General features: G+C 44.4%; 17 protein-coding genes. 9 read left to right on the top strand and 8 right to left on the bottom strand.

The features are described from left to right. The first annotated feature begins 92 nt into the window (after positions 1–92). On the top strand, positions 93–380 hold the full coding sequence (locus QZ938_RS03950) for an NfeD family protein (RefSeq protein WP_293147028.1): 288 nt from the start codon (positions 93–95) through the stop codon (positions 378–380). A 172-nt stretch (positions 381–552) separates the two neighbouring features. On the opposite strand, the gene QZ938_RS03945 is transcribed toward QZ938_RS03950, so the two are convergent. Continuing rightward, on the bottom strand, positions 553–1,698 hold the full coding sequence (locus tag QZ938_RS03945) for an Rpn family recombination-promoting nuclease/putative transposase (RefSeq protein ID WP_293349487.1): 1,146 nt from the start codon (positions 1,696–1,698) through the stop codon (positions 553–555). Between the two features lie 52 nt (positions 1,699–1,750). Here QZ938_RS03945 and QZ938_RS03940 point away from each other — a divergent pair, with 52 nt between their 5' ends. Continuing rightward, positions 1,751–2,041, top strand: a complete 291-nt coding sequence (locus QZ938_RS03940; protein ID WP_293349484.1) for an XRE family transcriptional regulator — start codon at positions 1,751–1,753, stop codon at positions 2,039–2,041. 58 nt (positions 2,042–2,099) lie between these two features. Here QZ938_RS03940 and QZ938_RS03935 read toward each other — a convergent pair whose 3' ends face one another. After that, positions 2,100–5,906: a tetratricopeptide repeat protein gene (locus QZ938_RS03935; RefSeq protein ID WP_293349481.1), complete on the bottom strand. Its 3,807-nt coding sequence runs from the start codon at positions 5,904–5,906 to the stop codon at positions 2,100–2,102. A gap of 39 nt (positions 5,907–5,945) precedes the next feature. Beyond that, a complete protein-coding gene (locus QZ938_RS03930) occupies positions 5,946–6,866 on the bottom strand; it encodes a hypothetical protein (protein WP_293349478.1) in 921 nt (306 codons plus the stop codon). 181 nt (positions 6,867–7,047) lie between these two features. On the opposite strand from QZ938_RS03930, the gene glyQ reads away from it, so the two are divergent. Further along, the gene (glyQ, locus tag QZ938_RS03925) at positions 7,048–7,920 is read left to right on the top strand and encodes a glycine--tRNA ligase subunit alpha (protein ID WP_293349475.1); all 873 of its coding nucleotides are present in this window, start codon (positions 7,048–7,050) and stop codon (positions 7,918–7,920) included. Between the two features lie 178 nt (positions 7,921–8,098). Further along, the gene (locus tag QZ938_RS03920) at positions 8,099–8,866 is read left to right on the top strand and encodes an ATP-binding cassette domain-containing protein (RefSeq protein WP_293349472.1); all 768 of its coding nucleotides are present in this window, start codon (positions 8,099–8,101) and stop codon (positions 8,864–8,866) included. Between the two features lie 167 nt (positions 8,867–9,033). Here QZ938_RS03920 and QZ938_RS03915 read toward each other — a convergent pair whose 3' ends face one another. Together QZ938_RS03915 and QZ938_RS03910 are read right to left on the bottom strand one after the other, a co-directional pair. Beyond that, on the bottom strand, positions 9,034–10,617 hold the full coding sequence (locus tag QZ938_RS03915) for a DHA2 family efflux MFS transporter permease subunit (RefSeq protein ID WP_293349469.1): 1,584 nt from the start codon (positions 10,615–10,617) through the stop codon (positions 9,034–9,036). Positions 10,618–10,830: 213 nt separating this feature from the next. Continuing rightward, positions 10,831–12,099, bottom strand: a complete 1,269-nt coding sequence (locus tag QZ938_RS03910) for an MFS transporter (RefSeq protein WP_293349466.1) — start codon at positions 12,097–12,099, stop codon at positions 10,831–10,833. 117 nt (positions 12,100–12,216) lie between these two features. Here QZ938_RS03910 and QZ938_RS03905 point away from each other — a divergent pair, with 117 nt between their 5' ends. Continuing rightward, complete coding sequence (locus QZ938_RS03905) at positions 12,217–12,432, top strand: hypothetical protein (RefSeq protein WP_293349464.1); 216 nt, start codon at positions 12,217–12,219, stop codon at positions 12,430–12,432. An 18-nt stretch (positions 12,433–12,450) separates the two neighbouring features. Here QZ938_RS03905 and QZ938_RS03900 read toward each other — a convergent pair whose 3' ends face one another. Further along, a complete protein-coding gene (locus tag QZ938_RS03900; RefSeq protein WP_293349461.1) occupies positions 12,451–12,963 on the bottom strand; it encodes a DUF2808 domain-containing protein in 513 nt (170 codons plus the stop codon). 535 nt (positions 12,964–13,498) lie between these two features. Between QZ938_RS03900 and QZ938_RS03895 the strand changes: the two genes are divergently transcribed. The 3 genes from QZ938_RS03895 (at position 13,499) to QZ938_RS03885 (ending at position 16,824) form a co-directional block, all read left to right on the top strand. Beyond that, positions 13,499–14,647: a Re/Si-specific NAD(P)(+) transhydrogenase subunit alpha gene (locus QZ938_RS03895; protein WP_293349458.1), complete on the top strand. Its 1,149-nt coding sequence runs from the start codon at positions 13,499–13,501 to the stop codon at positions 14,645–14,647. Between the two features lie 477 nt (positions 14,648–15,124). Beyond that, entirely contained in the window at positions 15,125–15,418 is a 294-nt protein-coding gene (locus QZ938_RS03890; RefSeq protein ID WP_106150865.1) for an NAD(P) transhydrogenase subunit alpha, read from the top strand. After that, positions 15,415–16,824, top strand: coding sequence for an NAD(P)(+) transhydrogenase (Re/Si-specific) subunit beta (locus tag QZ938_RS03885; RefSeq protein WP_293349455.1), 1,410 nt, complete (start codon positions 15,415–15,417; stop codon positions 16,822–16,824). Before QZ938_RS03890 ends, QZ938_RS03885 begins: the two co-directional genes overlap by 4 nt. Before the next feature lie 100 nt (positions 16,825–16,924). Here the strand turns inward: QZ938_RS03885 and QZ938_RS03880 are convergent, their stop codons facing one another. Both QZ938_RS03880 and QZ938_RS03875 read right to left on the bottom strand, forming a co-directional pair. Further along, entirely contained in the window at positions 16,925–17,287 is a 363-nt protein-coding gene (locus QZ938_RS03880) for a tetratricopeptide repeat protein (RefSeq protein ID WP_293147057.1), read from the bottom strand. 324 nt (positions 17,288–17,611) lie between these two features. Further along, a complete protein-coding gene (locus tag QZ938_RS03875; protein ID WP_293147058.1) occupies positions 17,612–17,953 on the bottom strand; it encodes a DUF433 domain-containing protein in 342 nt (113 codons plus the stop codon). Positions 17,954–18,258: 305 nt separating this feature from the next. Between QZ938_RS03875 and QZ938_RS03870 the strand changes: the two genes are divergently transcribed. Further along, positions 18,259–18,882 carry a COP23 domain-containing protein gene (locus tag QZ938_RS03870; protein WP_293349452.1) on the top strand — a complete coding sequence of 208 codons (624 nt, stop codon included), beginning with the start codon at positions 18,259–18,261 and terminating at the stop codon, positions 18,880–18,882. Positions 18,883–18,991 lie beyond the last annotated feature (109 nt).

Below are 18,991 nucleotides of genomic sequence, written 5' to 3'. Positions count from 1 at the left end.
CAGAGCTTCAAAAATCAGGAAATGCAACCTTTCAAATAGCATACACAGGCGATTAAACTTCGATATATTTTAACACAACAGGAGTCAGGGAAATGTTTAACTTAGCAAAAGCTTTCGGTTCGATTTTTTCTGTTCACACCCACAGCACAGAAAACAATATGTTAGTGGACAACTACATCAATACCAATTTTATCTATTTCAACGAAGAAGCAGTCGTCGATGAATCGATTTACCCGAATCAAACAGGTCGCGTCCGCTTCCAAGGTAGCTGGTGGCCCGCACGGTGCGATCGCCAAATCACTCTCACACCTGGAGATACTGTTTATGTCATCGGCGTTGACAAAATCACTCTTTTAGTTTCCCTAACTCCCGCCGACTAAACGAGAAAGTAATCTAAACCTTTTCACGGTTAGAGCCCCGACTTCTTTAAGAAGTCGGGGCTCTAACTATTCGGTTGTTTAGCGGCAATTTGGCTTAAATACCCCGTTTATTTCTTAGCCCGCGGAGGCGGGCTTTGTTTGTGCAGTAGCGGTTTCAACCGCCGGATTATAGCTACAATAAAATGGCATTTGTGAGAGCTTGTTTGTTGGGGCGATCGCCAATTTGAGATTCGCTACTTTCTGGACTGACTGCGGCATTTTCTGATGCTTTAGCGATCGGCGGTAGCGGTTCCAGCAGTTTGGATTGAGCTTCTTGAATTGAAGGGTAATTTGCAGCCCAGGATGAAATCGATTCTGAAAGGACATCGCTCTCATCGGATAAAGGTTCAATTAGCTGCGCTAGTTCAGTTAATTGTGTCGCGGAAAAGAGCGATCGCTGCTGGGTTAACAGTTCGATAAACGAGTCGATCTGTTGTTCGGGGACTGACATCGATTCCCGTTGGATTTTGTGAATTGTTTGCCGCACAAATTCTACAGACAAATCTAATAATTGTGCGATCGTCTCTAAATTTATCCCCAACCCGATCGTGCGACGAATGGCTTCTAACTTCGCCTGCCGTTCACCTTGTTCGAGTCCTTGTTCAAGTCCTTCTTCTAAGCCTTCTTGCTTGACTTCCTGAAAAAAACGAGTGTTTCTGAGTTCGCTTAAATTTAACATGGCGGCAATTTCCTCGCGGCTTTTTTGGGGGAGTTTGTAGACAATAATTGTTTCGATGAGGTTAATTAAATCGCGTAGAACGATCGGATCGGATAACTGTTGGCGGGCCTGAGCGATCGACTGCCGTGCTTGTTCTGCTGCTGTCTCTTCTGGCTCGATTACCAGTTTAACAATTTTGACTCCCAGGGAGCGATCGGCACTTTCCGGCAATTCATCGAGGTAAATCCGTTGCACCCGCTGACTGGTTAAGAGTTCCTGAAATTGCAGCATCTGTTCGTGTTCGATGCGGCGACTGGGATAGATAACAACGACGCGCCAAGGATTGACGGGTTTGTATTGTCGCAGATAGAGAAAGAGTTCGCCAAAGATGCGGTAGTACAAGTCGGGATCGGGTTGAAACTGAACTTCCGCCAAGTAAAATGGTTTTTCAGGTGCTTCGGTTGTGGGCAGAAATAACCCATCCATGCGGAATGCGAGTTGTTTGATTTCGCGGGATGTGAATTCGTAGGCGGCGGCTTCTTCTGGAGGGCGATCGATCAGTTCAAAGAAGAAGCTGGGGAATTCTTGAAACAGGCTGTAGAAAATGGTGTCTGTTTTCATGAGTTGTCGATGGGAATCGAAGATGGCTACTATACCATGCCAAAAGAGAACTATGATACAAGAACCAATTTTTGAAGAAAGCAGCGGTAATGTATTTGCTGACCTGGAACTGGAGGATGCAGATGAACTTTTTATGCGTGGCAAAATCGGGATTCAAGTAATCCGTATCCTGAAACAACGCAACTTAAAACAGCGCGAAATTAGTCAACTTCTTGGCATTCCACTGCTAGAAGTATCTCATTTAATGAATGGAGAGTTTCAACAGTTTAGTGAGGGAAAACTACTGATTTTCCTCAAGCTGCTTGATAGGCCGTCTTTAGTCAAGAATATTTGGGAACAGTGACGTATTTCAAAAATCCTAAAAATTAAGCGTCATTTTGATATTTTCGGTCTCTAACTTCTTAGTCGCGCTCTTTTTCGCTTGCTTGCTCAATTTTTTGAATAAGCTGTTGTGTAGCAGGACTATTGGACAAATTTGTTGTTTGACCTCTTTTGACCACATCATGCAAAAACGTATTAAAATTTTCCCAAACCTGTAAAGTTTTAGGGTCTTTATGACCTAGACAATCCATTAACATTTGTACAGCATTGCTGTAGTGTTTTTCCGCCTCAGCATATAACTCTACCTGTCCATAAAGTCCAGCAACCTGTCCATAAAGTCCCGCCAAATTACTGAGGGCAATTGCTGCGTTAGGTTTAGAGCTATCGCCTAACTGCCACAAAATATTAAAAGTCTTTACGTAGCACTTTTGAGCATCTTCGTATTTTGCTAGATGTTGGTAAAGAAATGCTAAGTTGTTGAAGCAGACTGCTACATCGTCATGATTTTCTCCCAATTCTCCCACTCTGATTTCCAGCGCTTGTTTGTAAAGAGGTTCAGCTTTGCTATATTGCTCTTGTCCTTCACAATAGAACGTTGCCAAACTGAATAAATAAGTTGCTATTAATAGGCGTTGTTCACTGGATATATTTTTACAAAATGTTGAAGCTATTATAAAGTAAGAACTTGCTTCATCATGTTTTTGCCAACACACATAAAGATTGGCTAAATTTATCAGAGTTAAAACTACAGAAGGATGTTCTTCTGGTAGGCTATATTTCTTGATATATAATGCCTCCAAGAATAGCTTCTCAGCCTCATCATATTTGCCTTTAACTACAAGAAGTAAAGCTAGATTATTAAGACTGACTCCTAGTTCAGGATGTTTAGGAACAAGGATTTTTCTTCTAATTTTTAGAGCTTCTCTGTATAAGCTTTCAGCTTCCTCATAACGTTTATTTTTTTCATAAAGGAGTCCTAGATCGTTAATAACGTAAGGTTTATGGGGGTGAATTTCTCTCAATACCTGTTCACATAAGTCTAATATTCTCAGGCTTTCTAAATATTGTTCGATTGCTTCATTATTATTGTCTCTTAACTCTAAAATATCAGCGTATATCGCTAAATATAATGCATAATCAGCCAAAGATTGCACGCTAGTTTGAAGAATACCTCCGCCTGGATACATTAAATCACGCTTCATTTCTAATGATTTTTTACACCACTTTTCCGCTTCATCAAGCTTTTCTAGATTTAGACATACTCTAGCCATACTTCCAAGAGAATTTGCTAAGTCATAACTACTTTCGGTAAACGGATATCTATAAATCTCTAGAGCTTTATTGAGTAGTCTTTCTGCTTCCTGGTATTCCCCTTCACCGTTGTAAAGCAAAGCTAGATTATTGTAGTAAGCTGCTGTAAGAGGATGTTTAGCTCCAAGCCGATATTCACAAATCTCTACTCGTTTTGTAAGCCAAGTTAATGCTGAATCATATTGTCCTTGATCTCTGTAGTAGCGTCCTAAAGCAGTTAAAGGCTTACAACAGTCTCGATCGCTCAGACAATCAATGAAGTTATTGGCTACTTCCTTCAAGTGCGGAACATTTGGTTCAAAAGCAATAATTGCATCTCGATGTGCTCTGTATGGTAGCTGCTCTGATATAGTTGCCAATGTTGTTGCAAAAAGTCGTTTGAGTTTATCTGCCTGATCGTACTGTTCAAGCTTTGTCCGAAAAAACTCCCGAATCAGTGAATGTAACTGATAGGTTCCTTCACTCACTCGTTGAAGTAGGTGCAACCCTAGTAACTTCTTATACTGCACATTCTCCAGATCTTCTTCATTCCAGTCCGACAAACAGTTCTGTACCAAATTCCACGGAATTGGTGCGGAGGCGAACAATCCTAGCAAGCCTGTCACCTGTTCTGCATTTGGCGAATTTTTTAACATTTCCTCCCAACTGAGTTCAAACGCTGCTGCTATGCCTCGTTGTGCTGTCATTCCTGAGACTGCTTCAATCAAAGCCTCTGCTTTTAGTCGCTGCTGTTGCAATCTTTCCCATAACTTCGTTAGAGATAAATCTTTTCTAAAAGCTAGATATCGTCCTGCTAGTTCCAATCCTAGAGGCAAATAGCCAAGCCATTCACAGATATCCTTTGCTACTTTTAGTTCTCGATCTATTCGCCCATCAATGACAATAGAACTGAACAAATCTAAAGATGCTTCCTCGGTCAACACCTCCAGCGACAACTTTTGCACTTGAGATGGTAAATCTAAGCGCGTTGTCAGCAACACTTTGAATCGTTGATCTACAGGAGGAAGATAGGTTTCGATATCTTTATATTTCAGCACATCGTCATAAACTATCAGCACTAAACCTTCTTGCCAGTGCTGCCAACACCAAGCCACTTGCTGTGGTAGCTTCAACTCATCTGGTATTTTCAGTCCCAACCTGGTGATAGCAAAATCTACAATCTGTGTTGCTACATCTTGCTGCGCTTGTAACCAACAGACTCCACCGAGATAAGTGTTTTCATTTAAGTGCTTGAGCGCATACTGCAACGCTAGTTCGGTTTTTCCAATTCCGCCCATCCCGCCGATCGCAGAAACCGCAACACGATGATCCTGTTGCAAAATCTGGTGGAGTTCCGACATAACGATATCCCGACCGACAAACGCCACCACGCCACTGCGGGGAAGGTTTTCAGGAATTGGAGGATTGTTTTTGCTTATAGGTTGGTCAGTTGATTTCTCAGATTCGACTTCTCCATTTTGATGACTGAATAGATAGCCATTCGGCACGCGCATGAAAATAACTGGTATGGCAAAATCCCGTTTCCGATATTGTGTTGGGCCCAGAGCGATCGCCCGTCGTCCATATTGAGTGGCAATATCGACCGGATATCCTTCCACTAACTGCTGATAAAAGCGACGAGAAAATCGACAGGCTGTACTGTTCGTCACTTCATACTGCATTGCTACAACCACGGGAATATTTTGTTGAACCACCCTGGAGGCCACACCTACAAAAGCCTGGGATGCAGACAGCATTCCTCCTTCACAAGCTTGCAGCATCACTACACCAGGTCGGTGTTGATTAAACAGTTCGCTGAAGTAATCGGCATCAACCCACATCGCTTCATCAAACTCTGGGTCAACGAACGCAATTTGCCCTATTTCCCGATTATTTTCGTTTACCAAACGCCCGTGACCGATAAAGTGGAAAATATGCGGCTTTTTTGCCAAAACTGCATCCACCGTTTCAGGATTGGCTGACTTGATGATTGGCAATAACTCTACTCGATCGGCTAGTTCGATAGCCAGTTTTTCCAAAGTCTCTTGCACGGATTCGTAAGCGACTGGAGACAAATCTTGAGGTGCAGAAATTGCCAGTGCAATCCTCAGCTTTTCATCTTTTTGTAACTGAATTGGAGTGGCTGGAATCCATTGCGATCGACGGCGAGAGAATACCAAATCTGTAACCGTTCCGAGCCAAATAGTGCCTAAATTTGCCCGTCCAGGCACGCACATGAACTCCCAAGGAAGCGCAGCAATCTCAGGCATTCCCTGTTCGTCAATGTCCAATTCTACTCGCAATAGTTGCTTTTCCTGCTGCACAACCAGGTGATAAAAATTCACAAAATCCTGGAGCAGCCTATCATCAAATAGGATCTCAAACAAAACTTCTCCGATCGCTCGTGTCTGACTGGGTTTCTGCAACTCATTATTACGTGCAGTAGCTAGCAGTGGTGTAATCTCGGCTAGCTTATCTTGATATCGGAATATTCCAGATGGTTCACCTAATGATTGATGTTTATCATTCCATTTTTGTACCTGCACGCGCTCGTAGTTAGTAACACAAATGCGATAATTCCAGTAAGCTTTTGTCATTAATTGTTATCATAAAATAGTGAACTACAACCTGATTCTCTAGCCTTTAGTAGTTGCCTTTGGTAGAATTAGCGACCATTCTTCATTTGCAATTCGAGCCAACTGAATCGCAGCTTCATCTTTACGTCGCAGTAGATTCTTGAACCTATCTGATAATTCACTAAACACATCCCGCACATCGGCAGTCAGCCAATTCATATTGGGTTCAGCCCAGGCAATTCCTCGCAAATTAATCGATTCTGTTCCTTTAGGCACTTTGAAAACCACTGCAAACTTTGCTGTTCCGATTTTTTGAATTTCCTGGTCTTGGATGCGCCAATAACAAGTCGAGCTCCTGTTACCTACCACAGTAATCTCAGCATGACTCAGTTCGTATTTATATTCAGGAAGCGCCAGAAATGCCTTGAGTTCATTCTTATTTGCTGCATTTGTTTTTAGCTGACCTGGAAGCAGGTTTGTAAGTTCACCTAGCCAAGCGCTGTCTGCTCCAGCACTCCATTCGAGGATTCCATTTAGCCCGATGTCCATGCCAACCCCAAAATTCATCACAGTTCGGCACTGCTGATTTGGAAAAATGCTCTGAATAATTGGCTCATTGCTGCCTTTAGGATGGAAATCAAGCTGACAGATTAACCGCCTGAATTGAGCGCCCGGTTTGGGACGCAAATCCACTGTCAGTGTTATATAATAAAAATCATACTGAGTTTGCATCTGCTCTTTATAGATGCCGATTAATTCAGTTCCACTTGCTTTAAATGTTTCCTCTGTGAGTAAGGTCAACCGATCTTGTGGATTGCCAAAACTGACCTGAGTTTTCAATAGACTCTCAACGGCTGCTGCACCTGTGCCAAGTTTTGTCCCTCCAGCCAGGGTGCCTTCCCACTTTTGCACCTCTTGAAAGAGGTCTGACAGCAGGGTATCCGCTTCTTGGATGTTAGGGAGGGATAGGTTATCGGTCATCTTAGGTCTCTCTGGTGGTGATTAGAATATTTTCCCTACAACCAAGGTGATTTCGGGAAATTGTAAAAGTATCTTTATCATTATAAGTTGTTGGAGAGTGTACCTAGGCTCGATCGCGATAAATCCGCCACTCCTAGTATGCTTAAATAAGTTTAGACACTCACCAACCATATTTAAACCAGTGAACTTTCAATCAGTCATTGCCACCTTAAACAAATTCTGGAGCGATCGAGGTTGCCTGATCGCCCAATCCTACGATACAGAAAAAGGTGCAGGCACTATGAATCCCCACACCTTTCTCAGAGCAATTGGGCCCGAACCTTGGTCAGTCGCCTACGTCGAACCCTGTCGCCGCCCCACAGACGGACGCTATGGCGAAAATCCCAATCGCTTTCAACATTACTATCAATATCAAGTCTTAATTAAGCCATCTCCTCCTAATATCCAAGAAATCTATTTAGACTCGCTGAGAGCATTAGGAATTAAACCAGAAGACCATGACATTCGCTTCGTAGAAGACAACTGGGAATCTCCGACTTTGGGAGCTTGGGGCGTTGGTTGGGAAGTCTGGCTGGATGGGATGGAGATTACCCAATTTACCTATTTTCAACAGTGTGGTGGCATTGATTGTCGCCCAGTTTCGATTGAGATTACCTACGGGCTTGAACGCCTCGCGATGTATCTCCAAGAAGTAGATGCGATGACCAAAATTCAGTGGAAAGATGGTGTAACTTACGGTGATGTTCACCTGCAAGGTGAAATAGAACAGTGTACTTATAACTTTGAAGCTTCTAATCCTGAATTGCTGTTTACGCTCTTTGGATTGTACGAACAAGAAGCCGAACAATTGACTAAGAAAGGATTGGTTTTGCCTAGTCTTGATTATGTGTTAAAATGTTCGCATACTTTCAATTTGCTCGATGCTAGAGGTGTGATTTCGGTAACGGAAAGAACTCGCTACATTACCAAAATTCGGAATTTGGCGCGGCGCGTCGCTCAGCTTTATTTGGAACAGCGGGAACATTTGGATTTTCCCTTAGCAAAAGTACGGTAAAAAGGCACGACACGGATGCAGGCACGGATACACGGATAAACTTATTATATCTCCGACTTCTTTAAGAAATCGGAGATATGGCTAGTTTTTTTCCGCTCTTCTTCTTAACTCTTCCTTCGTGTCCTTCGCGTCTTCGCGGTTCAATAAAACTATTTCTTCCCTATTTTAAATGAATTCAATGCCTAATTATTCAGAAAATAATACAGAAACAACTGCTCAATTGCGAATTGAGAATGTAAGTTTAAAAACACCGATCGCCTCTAGCTACTTACTCGACAATATCTCGTTTCAGGTACACAAGGGCGATCGCGTCGCAATTGTCGGCCCTTCGGGGGCTGGGAAAACTACCCTGTTGCGGTTGTTAAACCGACTCAGCAGCCCCACCAGTGGCTCGATTTATCTTGAAAATACGGAATACCGGCAAATTCCGCCGATCGAACTTCGGCGACAAATTACCCTGATTCTACAGGAATCGAAGCTGTTGGGGATGTCGGTGCGGGAAGCTTTGGCTTATCCTTTGAAGCTGCGGGGTGTGAGTGCATCAAACATTGCTGAGAGAATTAGCGGGGCGATCGCACAACTGCGGATACCTCAAGAATTGCTCGATCGCACGGAATTGCAGCTTTCTACGGGCCAAAAGCAGTTAGTGGCGATCGCCCGCGGCATCATTCTGCAACCAAAAATCTTGCTTTTAGACGAACCAACATCCGCCCTAGATGTAGGAAAAGCCGCCAACCTTTTGGAAGTATTGACACAGCTAACTAACAATCAAACCACAATTTTAATGGTCAATCACCAATTAGAATTATCCGAGCAATTTAGCACCAGAATTCTGCATTTACAGCGCGGAAAACTCATTGAAGACTTGCCATCTAATCAAATAGATTGGGTGCAACTACGACAAAATTTAATCCAAGCAGAAGCAGAAGCCCAACAAGAATGGTGAATAAACTAAAAAACATTTCTTGAGGTACGTTGTTGCGCTTCAGCGCTTTTTATATAGAAGAAAGCGCAGAATCTCAATGAGCGCCACCACCACCAGCGCCCAGTTTCACCTCTTCAGGTACGTTGTTGCGCTTCAGCGCTTTTTTATATAGAAGAAAGCGCTGAATCTCAATGTGCTCCCCCACTACCCGCACCCGGTTTCACCTTTTGAAAACCCAAAATAGCAATCCCGCTTAACAACAAAGCAATTCCCACAAAGTAAAAACAATCATTAAAAGCCATCACATAAGCTTCGCGGCGCACAATACTATCAATCGCCTTAATTGCCTGTTCTTTCGCCACACTCAAATCAGCACCGCGACTCACAAAATACTGAGTCATTTGATTAAGTCTTTCCTGCGTTGCTGGATTGTACAAAGAAACAGATTCCCCCAAGCGATTTGAGTGAAATTGCTCGCGCTGGGTCACCAAAGTTGCTAGCGCCGCAATCCCCATCGAACCTCCCATATTTCGCATCATATTAAACAAACCAGAAGCAGAACCAGCCTCGTGTTTCTCCATACCAGCAGTGGCGATCGTTGACAGCGGTATCATAATTAAAGGCTGCCCCAAAGCGCGCACTAATTGCGACCAACGCAACTGATCGATACCCGTTTGATTAGTCATGCTAGCATTCATAAAACAACTCACTGCAAACAAACTCACACCGATCGCAATTAGCAACCGCATATCGATTCGCTGCATCAATTTCGGTACCACCGGCACGATGAATAACTGCGGTACTCCCGCCCACATAATTACCTCGCCAATTTGCATGGCATTGTACTGCTGGATCTGACCTAAATACAGTGGTAGAATGAACACCGAACCGTACAATCCTACACCTAACGAAACATTGACAATAGTTGCTAAGGCGAAATTGCGGCGAGTTAGCAGTCGTAGATTAATAAACGGGTTTTTTCGAGTTAGTTCAATCCAGAAAAAAGCGCCGAGGAATATAGCAGCAACTATGCTTAAACGCACAATAAACTCAGAACTAAACCAGTCTTTGCGGCTGCCTTCTTCTAACACAACTTGCAGGGAACCCAGGCCGATCGCCATTGAGATAATTCCCCACCAGTCGCCCCCTTTTAGCAGTTCTAGCTGCATCGGCGCGGGGGCGACGGCATACCACACAGCAGCTAGCAGCATCAGCCCCGGAACTAAGTTCAAATAAAAGACATATTGCCAGCCGTAATTCTCCGTCAGCCAACCTCCCAATGTCGGGCCGATGGATGGTGCAAAAGTCGCTGTCAGTGCAAACATCGCCATACCAATTGGCTGTTTCTTGGGCGGCAAATTGGTCAGCAAAAATGTAAAAGCCATCGGAATTAAAATCCCGCCGCTCAATCCTTGTAAAGCCCTAAATACAATCATTGAATTCAAATTCCACGCCCAAGCGCAGCACATGGAAAAGAAGATAAAGAAAGCGGCATTTACCAAGATGTAGCGGCGCACAGAGAATACCTGCGACAGCCAACCCGTAATCGGAATGACGACTATTTCTGCGACTAGATAGGCGGTGGAAATCCAAGAACCTTCTTCTAAAGTTGCGCCTAATGCTGCTTGAATATCTCGGAGAGAAGCGTTGGTGATTTGGATGTCCAAAACTGCCATGAATGCGCCGAGGATTGTTCCCATGACGCCGATCCAGGTTTTTATGGGAACGCGATCGTCGCTCTGTTGTTGGGGAATTGCACTGGTATTTGCCATTGGTTTTACCTCTGGTGTAATGAATTTGGATTTTTTAACCGCAGAGGGCGCAGAGGGCGCGGAGTAAGAGAGAGAAAGATGGTATTTTACAAGTTGTTTGGGAATTTATGCCTTTTTTTTGAATTTGGATTTTTTAACCGCAGAGGGCGCAGAGGGCGCAGAGTAAGAGATGCAAAGAGATGGTTTGAGTCAATACGGTATTTTACAAGTTGTTTAGGAAATTATGCCCATTTTTTGATAGATTGGGATAACTAAATGTTTTAATGCGGGCAGTTGTTTTGTGAATATTGCTGAACCTAAAATACAAATTATACCACCAATTATGACTGTATTGGGAGAGCCGATATAATTGGCAAGTCCACCAGCTACTAAGTTGCCAAACGGTGTGACTCCAAAAAATGCCATGGTGTAGATGCTCATGACTCTGCCGCGTTTGTCGTCTTCTACTATTGTTTGCAAAAATGTGTTTCCTCCGGCAAATTGGATGATGAAACCAAATCCTACAAACAACATCATGATTAATGACAGCCACAGGATGCGGGACAAACCAAAACCAATCAGTCCAACTCCCATGATTGCTGGCGAAATTGCAATCAGTTTGCCGAGGCCGACTACACTTTTGCGTCCGATTAAATAAATCGCGCCTGCAAATGCTCCAACTCCGGATGCTGCCATCAAAAATCCGAGGGTTTGCGGGCCGCCGTTGAGAATTTTTGTGGCAAAAATTGGCACTAATACTGTGTGCGACATTCCGGCGAAGCTGACTAATGCTAATAGCAGTAAGATGGCTCGAATCGGGGGAAATCCGAAGGCATAATTGAATCCTTCTTTTAATCTTTGTAAGGGTTTGGTATTGGTTGCTGCTATTTTACGGGGTTCGATCTGCATTGCTAATAAGCCTGCAATCACGGCGATGTAGCTGATTCCGTCGAGGAGAAAACAATAACTCGGGCCGACTGTACCTATCACTAATCCGGCAATTGCTGGGCCGATGAGTCGGGCTCCGTTGAACATGGAAGCGTTGAGGGCGATCGCATTTGCTAAGTCTTCTTTCTTTTCTATGAGTTCGGGGACAAATGCTTGCCGTGCGGGCGCGTCAAAGGCGTTAATTGCCCCTTGAAACAAACTCAGTACCAGAAGCTGCCAAATGTTGACGACTCCTGTTAGCGCTAAAAATGCTAGGGCTAAGGATTGAACCATCGCTAAGATTTGAGTGGCAATTATCACTCGATGTCGGTTCCAGCGATCGATTAAAACTCCGGCAAAAGGCAGTAAGATTAATGTGGGAATTTGACTGGTAAATCCGACTACACCCAGCATCCAAGGTGAATCGCTTAAATTGTAGACCAGCCACACTGTAGCAACTTGGGTCATCCAACTGCCAATCAGCGAGATGCCTTGTCCTGCAAAAAATAGGCGGTAATTTTGCGATCGCAGGGCTGGCGGTAGTTTGATTTTTTTGATTTTTGCTTGTAAATTCATGTATCAGTTTCGTCAATATTTTTTATAGTAGCGCCCCGGGGCATACGTCTAATTAGTTAGGGGCAAACATCGGGGAATTACCATAGACTTATTTTACGAATCAAATACAATTGCGGTATGAGCCTGTGGTTCGATTTTTTGAGCATTCAGGCTTTATGCAGTCCTTGCAAAGAAACCGGATTTTTTGCTGATTTTAGGGCTGCAACCGAGTATTTTGGAGAAAAAACCCGGTTTCTCGCCGTGGGTGCGATCGCGAACTATCTCATTATTTTTTTCCACATCAAAAAGATCGCCACAGTTAAATTTTTCTGTCGCGATCGCCTGTTTAGCTAAAATTTGCTTCCGGGAACCTCAATCAATGCTCAACAGCCAAGTCCCTAAATAACGCATCAATGGAACGTCCCCAGGAGTGCGGATGCGGACGTTGAAATGGTACATTCCGCCCGGACTTGGGTTTCTGACGTTGGAGAGGACAACCTCAACATTGTTGCCGGCAGGAATTGGTTCTGCGGGATAAATTTCTATGAATCGATTTTCTTTGTCCCAGATTACTTCTTGCAATGCTATTGTTTTGTCTTTGACGCGCACTTTAATGTCTTTTTGGTCGAATTCGCCTTTGTAATAGTCTGGATAAGTAATGTTGAGTTGGGCGATCGCCAAACTTACTTTTTTGGAAGGAATTCGCAGCCGGTATCTGTCGCCAACCATTCCGGCTTTGCCGTAATCCAAGCGATAGTTTAGCTGGTTGCCGCGTTCTGGGCCGCCGAAAATCGTGAATCCCGGCATCGACTGGGCTAAACTGAGGGCTGGCAAGCCTGTCAGCAAGCAACCTGTAACTGCTAGTGCTGAAAATAATCGTTTCATAATCACTCCTCTCATCAAATTTACAATGGAACCTTAAATATTTACTGCGGGCAATTTGCGATGAATGCCTTTAATATATCGAATGTCTCAACAATTTGATGAGTGCGATCGGCCGCCCTCGGTCAATTATTTTTGGCGTAATACTGACAACTGACATTCAAACTACAGAATTAGGCAGCGTTTTATTGTATCATGGCATGCTGCAAATTTAAGACTTTAGCAAAATTGAATCTATAAGACAAGTTAAAGAAGCGAGTGTAATTTTGGGGATCGGCTTTAGTATCAACGTGAGAAGCCAGCAGAATCGATTTCAACCGCCACGCCAGCCAGCGATTGAAATCGCGCTTACACAAACGATGTCCGCCTCCGCGGACTGTCCAAGCCAGCCAGCGATTAAATCGCGCCTACACAAACGATGTCCGCCTCTGGGCGGACTGGGAAATTTGAATTTCAACCTGCGGAGGCAGGTTTTGTCTGTGTAGACGCGGTTTCAACCGCCCTGTCTGTGTCTGTGTCTAGAGTATAAGGAGAGTCCATGAAATTAGCGATCGCCAAAGAATTCGAAGCAGGGGAACGCCGGGTAGCCTTAGTACCCGACGTTGTAGCCCGATTAGTCAAACAAGGCGTCGAAGTTTGGGTTGAGGCGGGTGCGGGTGCAAAATCCTTTTTCTCGGATCTTGCTTACGAAGAAGCCGGAGCTCGTGTTATCGCCGATACCGCTACGCTGTGGGGCGAAGCCGATGTCGTCGTCAAAATCGGGGAGCTCAAAGAATCAGAAGTTCACCAACTTCGCGAAGGAGGAGTTTTCATCGGATTTTTGAATCCCTTGGGAAATCCGGCGTTAGTACAGCGGTTGGCCGATCGCAAAATAACAGCATTCAGCATGGAAATGATCCCGCGTACCAGCCGCGCCCAAAGCATGGACGCGCTGTCATCCCAGGCCAACGTTGCGGGTTACAAAGCCGTACTGATCGCAGCCTGTGCATTACCGAAATATTTCCCGATGTTGACAACAGCGGCGGGTACAATTCGCCCCGCGAAAATATTGGTGATGGGCGTGGGCGTTGCGGGCTTACAGGCGATCGCAACAGCCCGTCGTTTGGGCGCAGTCGTCGAAGCCTTCGACATCCGCCCGGAAACAAAAGAACAAGTGCAAAGTTTGGGTGCAAAATTTATTGATGTTGAACTTAAGGAAGAAACTGTAGCAGCAGGCGGCTATGCTAAAGAATTATCAGAAGCAGCTAAAGAACACACCCGCCAAGTTCTCACCCAGCACGTCGGCGCTTCTGATGCAGTAATTACAACCGCTCAAGTTCCTGGTAGAAAAGCCCCGATTTTAGTTACCAGAGAAATGGTTTCTCAGATGAAACCGGGAGCAATAATTGTTGACTTGGCAGCGGAACAAGGTGGCAATTGTGAGTGTACAGAAGCAGGCAAAGATGTTGAATGGAACGGAGTTAATGTCATCGGCCCGATTAATTTACCGTCGTCGATGCCAGTACACGCTAGCGAAACTTACTCGAAGAATGTCTCGGCTTTGCTTCAGTTGATGTTGAAAGATAAGGAACTCAATTTAAATTTTGAAGATGATATCATTGCTGGTTCTTGTGTCGCCCGCGATGGCGAGATTAGCAACCAGCGGGTGCGGGATGCTTTGGCTGCTCAGGCTTCAGTAGTTAGTTAGATAATGATGGTTCGTAGTAAGGACTTCAGTCCTTAAAGGTTCGTAGTAAGGACTTCAGTCCTCAAGGCTCGTAGTAAGGACTTCAGTCCTTAAAGGTTCGTAGTAAGGACTTCAGTCCTCAAGGTTCGTAGTAAGGACTTCAGTCCTTAAAGGTTCGTAGTAAGGACTTCAGTCCTCAAGGTTCGTAGTAAGGACTTCAGTCCTTAAAGGTTCGTATTAAAGACTGAAGTCCTCAAGGTTCGTAGTAAGGACTTCAGTCCTCAAGGCTCGTAGTAAGGACTTCAGTCCTTAAAGGTTCGTATTAAAGACTTTAGTCTTTAAAATGAATAAAGAAGGACTAAAGTCCTCACTACGAACCTGTAGTAAGGACTTTAGTCTGAAAAATTCGTATTAAAGACTAAAGTCTGAAATCTGAATAAAGAAGGACTAAAGTCCTCACTACGAACCTAATTACAAATTACCAAATTACCAATTGTTATGGCAGAAGGATTGATTGCAGGTTTAGTGGTGTTTACTCTAGCGTCGTTTGTGGGATTTGAAGTTATTAACAAAGTCCCACCGACGCTACATACACCTTTGATGTCGGGTTCCAATGCGATTTCGGGAATTGCAGTTTTAGGTGCAATTCTAATTTCAGGACAAGGTAATGTGACTGTTACTTCTATTTTAGGGACGATCGCGATCGCCCTTGCCACAATTAACGTTGTCGCTGGTTTCTTAGTCACCGATCGAATGTTGCAAATGTTCAAGAAAAAAGAGGTTAAAGCGTGAGCGATTTTCTGCCAAGTGGCATTCAACTAGGTTATTTAGTTGCCGCATCTTTGTTTATTATCGGTTTGAAACAGTTGGGATCGCCCGCGACGGCGCGTCAAGGGAATGTGTTAGCTGCGATCGGGATGTTGATCGCGATCGTTGGTACGTTACTGGAAAAACAAGTAGTCAGCTACGAATTGATTGCAGTCGGAATTATCGTCGGTTCCATTTTGGGAACAATTATGGCGAAAACCGTCGCAATGACGGATATGCCGCAGATGGTAGGTTTGCTTAACGGCTTTGGGGGCGCGGCTTCTGCACTCGTTGCTGTGGGCGAATTCTGGCGCTATCTCAGCATCCCGGAATCGCCGGCACCTGATGCGACAATCACGATCCTTTTGGGCGTATTGATTGGCGGAATCACTTTCACAGGTAGCCTTGTGGCGTTTGCGAAGCTGCAAGAATTGCTACCGGGTGCGCCGATGACGTTTCCGCTACAACAGCCGTTTAATGCCATGCTGGCGATCGCACTTTTAGTCGGCAGCGGTTATATGCTGGCGAATCCCGAAAATGTGCCGGTATTCCTCGGTTTGGTGGCGATTTCCAATATCCTGGGAATCATGTTTGTGCTACCGATCGGCGGTGGCGATATGCCCGTGGTGGTGTCGCTGCTAAACTCTTATTCGGGGATTGCGGCGAGTGTGGCTGGGTTCATTTTGATGAACAATATGCTGATTATCGCTGGTGCACTTGTGGGCGCGTCGGGGATTATTTTGACGCAAATCATGTGCAAGGGGATGAATCGATCGCTTTCTAGCGTACTGTTTAGTGCCTTTGGTAGCGGTGGCGGAAGTGCTGCGGCTGCTGGGGTTGCTGGTGGTGCGATCGACAAAACAGTCCGCAGCATCAATCTCGAAGAAAGTGCGATGATGTTAGGCTATGCGCGATCGGTAGTAATTATTCCCGGTTACGGGATGGCTGTAGCGCAAGCACAGCACGCGGTACGGGAGTTAGCCGACGGTTTGGAAAAAATGGGTGTTGACGTGAAATACGCGATTCACCCGGTGGCTGGGCGGATGCCGGGGCACATGAATGTGTTGCTGGCGGAGGCAAATGTGCCTTACCCGCAGTTGTACGATATGGACGATATCAACCCGCAGTTTGACGAGACGGATGTGGCGTTGGTAATCGGGGCGAATGATGTGGTAAATCCGGCGGCGCGTCACGATACGGCTAGCCCGATTTATGGGATGCCGATTTTGGAGGTTGATAAGGCTAAACATACGATCGTGATCAAGCGCGGGATGAATGCTGGTTTTTCGGGTGTAGACAATGAGTTGTTTTACAAAGATAAGACGATGATGTTGTTTGGTAGCGCGAAGGATGTGGTTGCGAAGTTGGTTGCTGAGGTGAAGCAATTGTAGGATTTTTGCGATCGCTGATGAAGGCAGATTAACGCGGATTAACGCAGATGATTAAACCCGGTTTATCCAATAAACCGGGTTTTTGTTTTGGGCGATTTTTTTATGCAATGCTAGCTTGGTTCACATATTCACTGGAAATGGGTGTATGTGAAAATCCTTGTTCTCTGGCTGTTTGAAACCATTTTTCTGCTTCTGTGCGATCGGCTGATACACCATCAGCACCGCACAGATAAATTCCTGCTAAGTTGTTTGAGGCAACAGCGTAACCTTGATCTGCGGATTTGATGTACCATTTAATTGCTTCTAATATCATCTTTTCCCGACCTAATCCTAAATGGTACATACTAGCAATGATGCACTGGGATTCGGCATTTCCTTGTTCTGCTAGTGGTTTTAACAAGGTAAAGGCTTGGGTATAATCTTGGGTATTAAAAGCGGCTAGACCTTTTTCTAATTCAGACATTTTGGTTCTCCGTTTTTTAGGTTAACTTTTACGGCCCTGGAAAGTTTTCGTTAAAAGATTGAGGACAGGGGCGATCTTTGGGCCAAGGGAATGTTGCTAAAGCTGCGTAACCCTTGCATTTATAAGCGCAAATTTTATAGTCACTATTAGGATCGGCAGACAAGAATTCTCCACTATATTCGCATCTTTTGCGTGGCTGCTGGCTAGTAGATTCACTGCTATCACTGTTATCTGGTTGCATGGTAACAAAAGGCGATCAATTATAAGTTTGAACTCATACTATAATATCATTAAATGAATCGAATACTAATATTTTAACAGTCATTAATAAACTCTATCTAATTGTTGAGATTTCTGATTTTGCTCTTTAAGCTGACGCATTTTCAAGACAAAAGGTGATGGATTGCGATCGTATTCAGCTTCAGCTTTTAGGCAATATTCTAACCAATCTCCTACATATTTACCTACAGTTTTGGGATTTTCCAGATAGTAGAGAATCGTAGCATAAACTTGAGCCATAGTCACTGTCCGAAATTTTTGAGCTATGGCTTCAGGAGTTTGGCCGCGGTGGATGTATTCGTAGAGAATGTGTTCGATACCGACGCGGGTTCCTTTGATGCGGATATCTTCTGGTGTTAAAAATTCAAAGTAATCTTCTAATTGCATGATGGTTGATCATTTTCCCTGTGACTTTTGGGCGTATACTGAGTTTAGCACGTCAGTTACGGGAACTCCGCCTACTCCGGCAGGGAATTAATTCCCCAGCCGTTTTCGGGAATACGTTAGTTAGCTGATGTAGAAATTCTCAACTTATTTAGAACTTGCGCGTCGAGACCAAAGAAACCGGGTTTTTCGCAGTTTTTACGGTTTTAAACGAAGTATTATCGAAAAAAACCCGGTTTCTGACTCCCTGTAAGTCCTATTATTATCGCTGTTGTTGTCTATCAAAATTTAATCGAGGATTCAGTACCGTGAGCAATAATGGAAATTTCTTTAACGTCGCAAACCTGACTATCGGTGTACTAGGTTTGTTAGCTGCTGTTGGCGGTGCGGGAATTGCTGTTGTTCAAGGTTGGACACCCCTGTTGGTTGGACAAAATGCTCGTTTTTCCTGCCAACTTCAGCCAGATACTCAGCGGGGAGGTGACGTTTGGACTGTTATGTACCGTCACGATAAAGGTGAACAACCTTGGCTGAAAATGGTGACAACTTTAGGCGGTGATTATACGCCTGTAAGACGCTGCCAAATAATTTCTGAAAGCTTGAACGATTATCGCAAAGATGGTTTAATTCGGTTAGCTTATAGAGAGGAGCCTAAGACGCCGAATCAATACGTGATTTGTGCTAAAACTAAGTTGAATAATAGCGACGAGGGTTGTCCGCTGTTGGTGACGTTGAAGCCCGGTAGCGATACGGAGGCTTATCAAGCAATGCGAGATATGACTGAAAATTTGTTGAATGGTGGTAATGGGGTTTATCAAAATAGCGATGGTAAGTTGGCACCTTCTAAGTTTTCTCCGTCTTCGCCAGAGATTGATTTAACTCCTTTTTTGGCAGAGGAGGATCGGATTGCTGGTTCTAATTCTGCTAAGTGATATCATCCCGGCAGCGAGGTTTATCCTTCCGAAGGAAGTGAAGCAATCGCAGAGGCTTGCGATTGCTTCACTTCGGCTCGTTTTGCTCGCAATGACATACAAGAATCAG

The sequence above is a fragment of the Microcoleus sp. CAWBG27 genome, from assembly GCF_020883145.1.
Classification (GTDB): domain Bacteria; phylum Cyanobacteriota; class Cyanobacteriia; order Cyanobacteriales; family Microcoleaceae; genus Microcoleus.
The sequence above is the reverse complement of the archived record's forward strand: the minus strand, read 5'-3'. Positions and strand labels throughout refer to the sequence as shown.

Excerpts from the sequence above, each read along its gene's own strand:
- QZ938_RS03950 (WP_293147028.1), top strand. The coding sequence starts at position 93 with ATGTTTAACTTAGCAAAAGCTTTCGGTTCGATTTTTTCTGTTCACACC.
- QZ938_RS03945 (WP_293349487.1), bottom strand. The coding sequence starts at position 1,698 with ATGAAAACAGACACCATTTTCTACAGCCTGTTTCAAGAATTCCCCAGC.
- QZ938_RS03940 (WP_293349484.1), top strand. The coding sequence starts at position 1,751 with ATGATACAAGAACCAATTTTTGAAGAAAGCAGCGGTAATGTATTTGCT.
- QZ938_RS03935 (WP_293349481.1), bottom strand. The coding sequence starts at position 5,906 with ATGACAAAAGCTTACTGGAATTATCGCATTTGTGTTACTAACTACGAG.
- QZ938_RS03930 (WP_293349478.1), bottom strand. The coding sequence starts at position 6,866 with ATGACCGATAACCTATCCCTCCCTAACATCCAAGAAGCGGATACCCTG.
- QZ938_RS03920 (WP_293349472.1), top strand. The coding sequence starts at position 8,099 with ATGCCTAATTATTCAGAAAATAATACAGAAACAACTGCTCAATTGCGA.
- QZ938_RS03915 (WP_293349469.1), bottom strand. The coding sequence starts at position 10,617 with ATGGCAAATACCAGTGCAATTCCCCAACAACAGAGCGACGATCGCGTT.
- QZ938_RS03910 (WP_293349466.1), bottom strand. The coding sequence starts at position 12,099 with ATGAATTTACAAGCAAAAATCAAAAAAATCAAACTACCGCCAGCCCTG.
- QZ938_RS03905 (WP_293349464.1), top strand. The coding sequence starts at position 12,217 with ATGAGCCTGTGGTTCGATTTTTTGAGCATTCAGGCTTTATGCAGTCCT.
- QZ938_RS03900 (WP_293349461.1), bottom strand. The coding sequence starts at position 12,963 with ATGAAACGATTATTTTCAGCACTAGCAGTTACAGGTTGCTTGCTGACA.
- QZ938_RS03895 (WP_293349458.1), top strand. The coding sequence starts at position 13,499 with ATGAAATTAGCGATCGCCAAAGAATTCGAAGCAGGGGAACGCCGGGTA.
- QZ938_RS03890 (WP_106150865.1), top strand. The coding sequence starts at position 15,125 with ATGGCAGAAGGATTGATTGCAGGTTTAGTGGTGTTTACTCTAGCGTCG.
- QZ938_RS03880 (WP_293147057.1), bottom strand. The coding sequence starts at position 17,287 with ATGTCTGAATTAGAAAAAGGTCTAGCCGCTTTTAATACCCAAGATTAT.
- QZ938_RS03875 (WP_293147058.1), bottom strand. The coding sequence starts at position 17,953 with ATGCAATTAGAAGATTACTTTGAATTTTTAACACCAGAAGATATCCGC.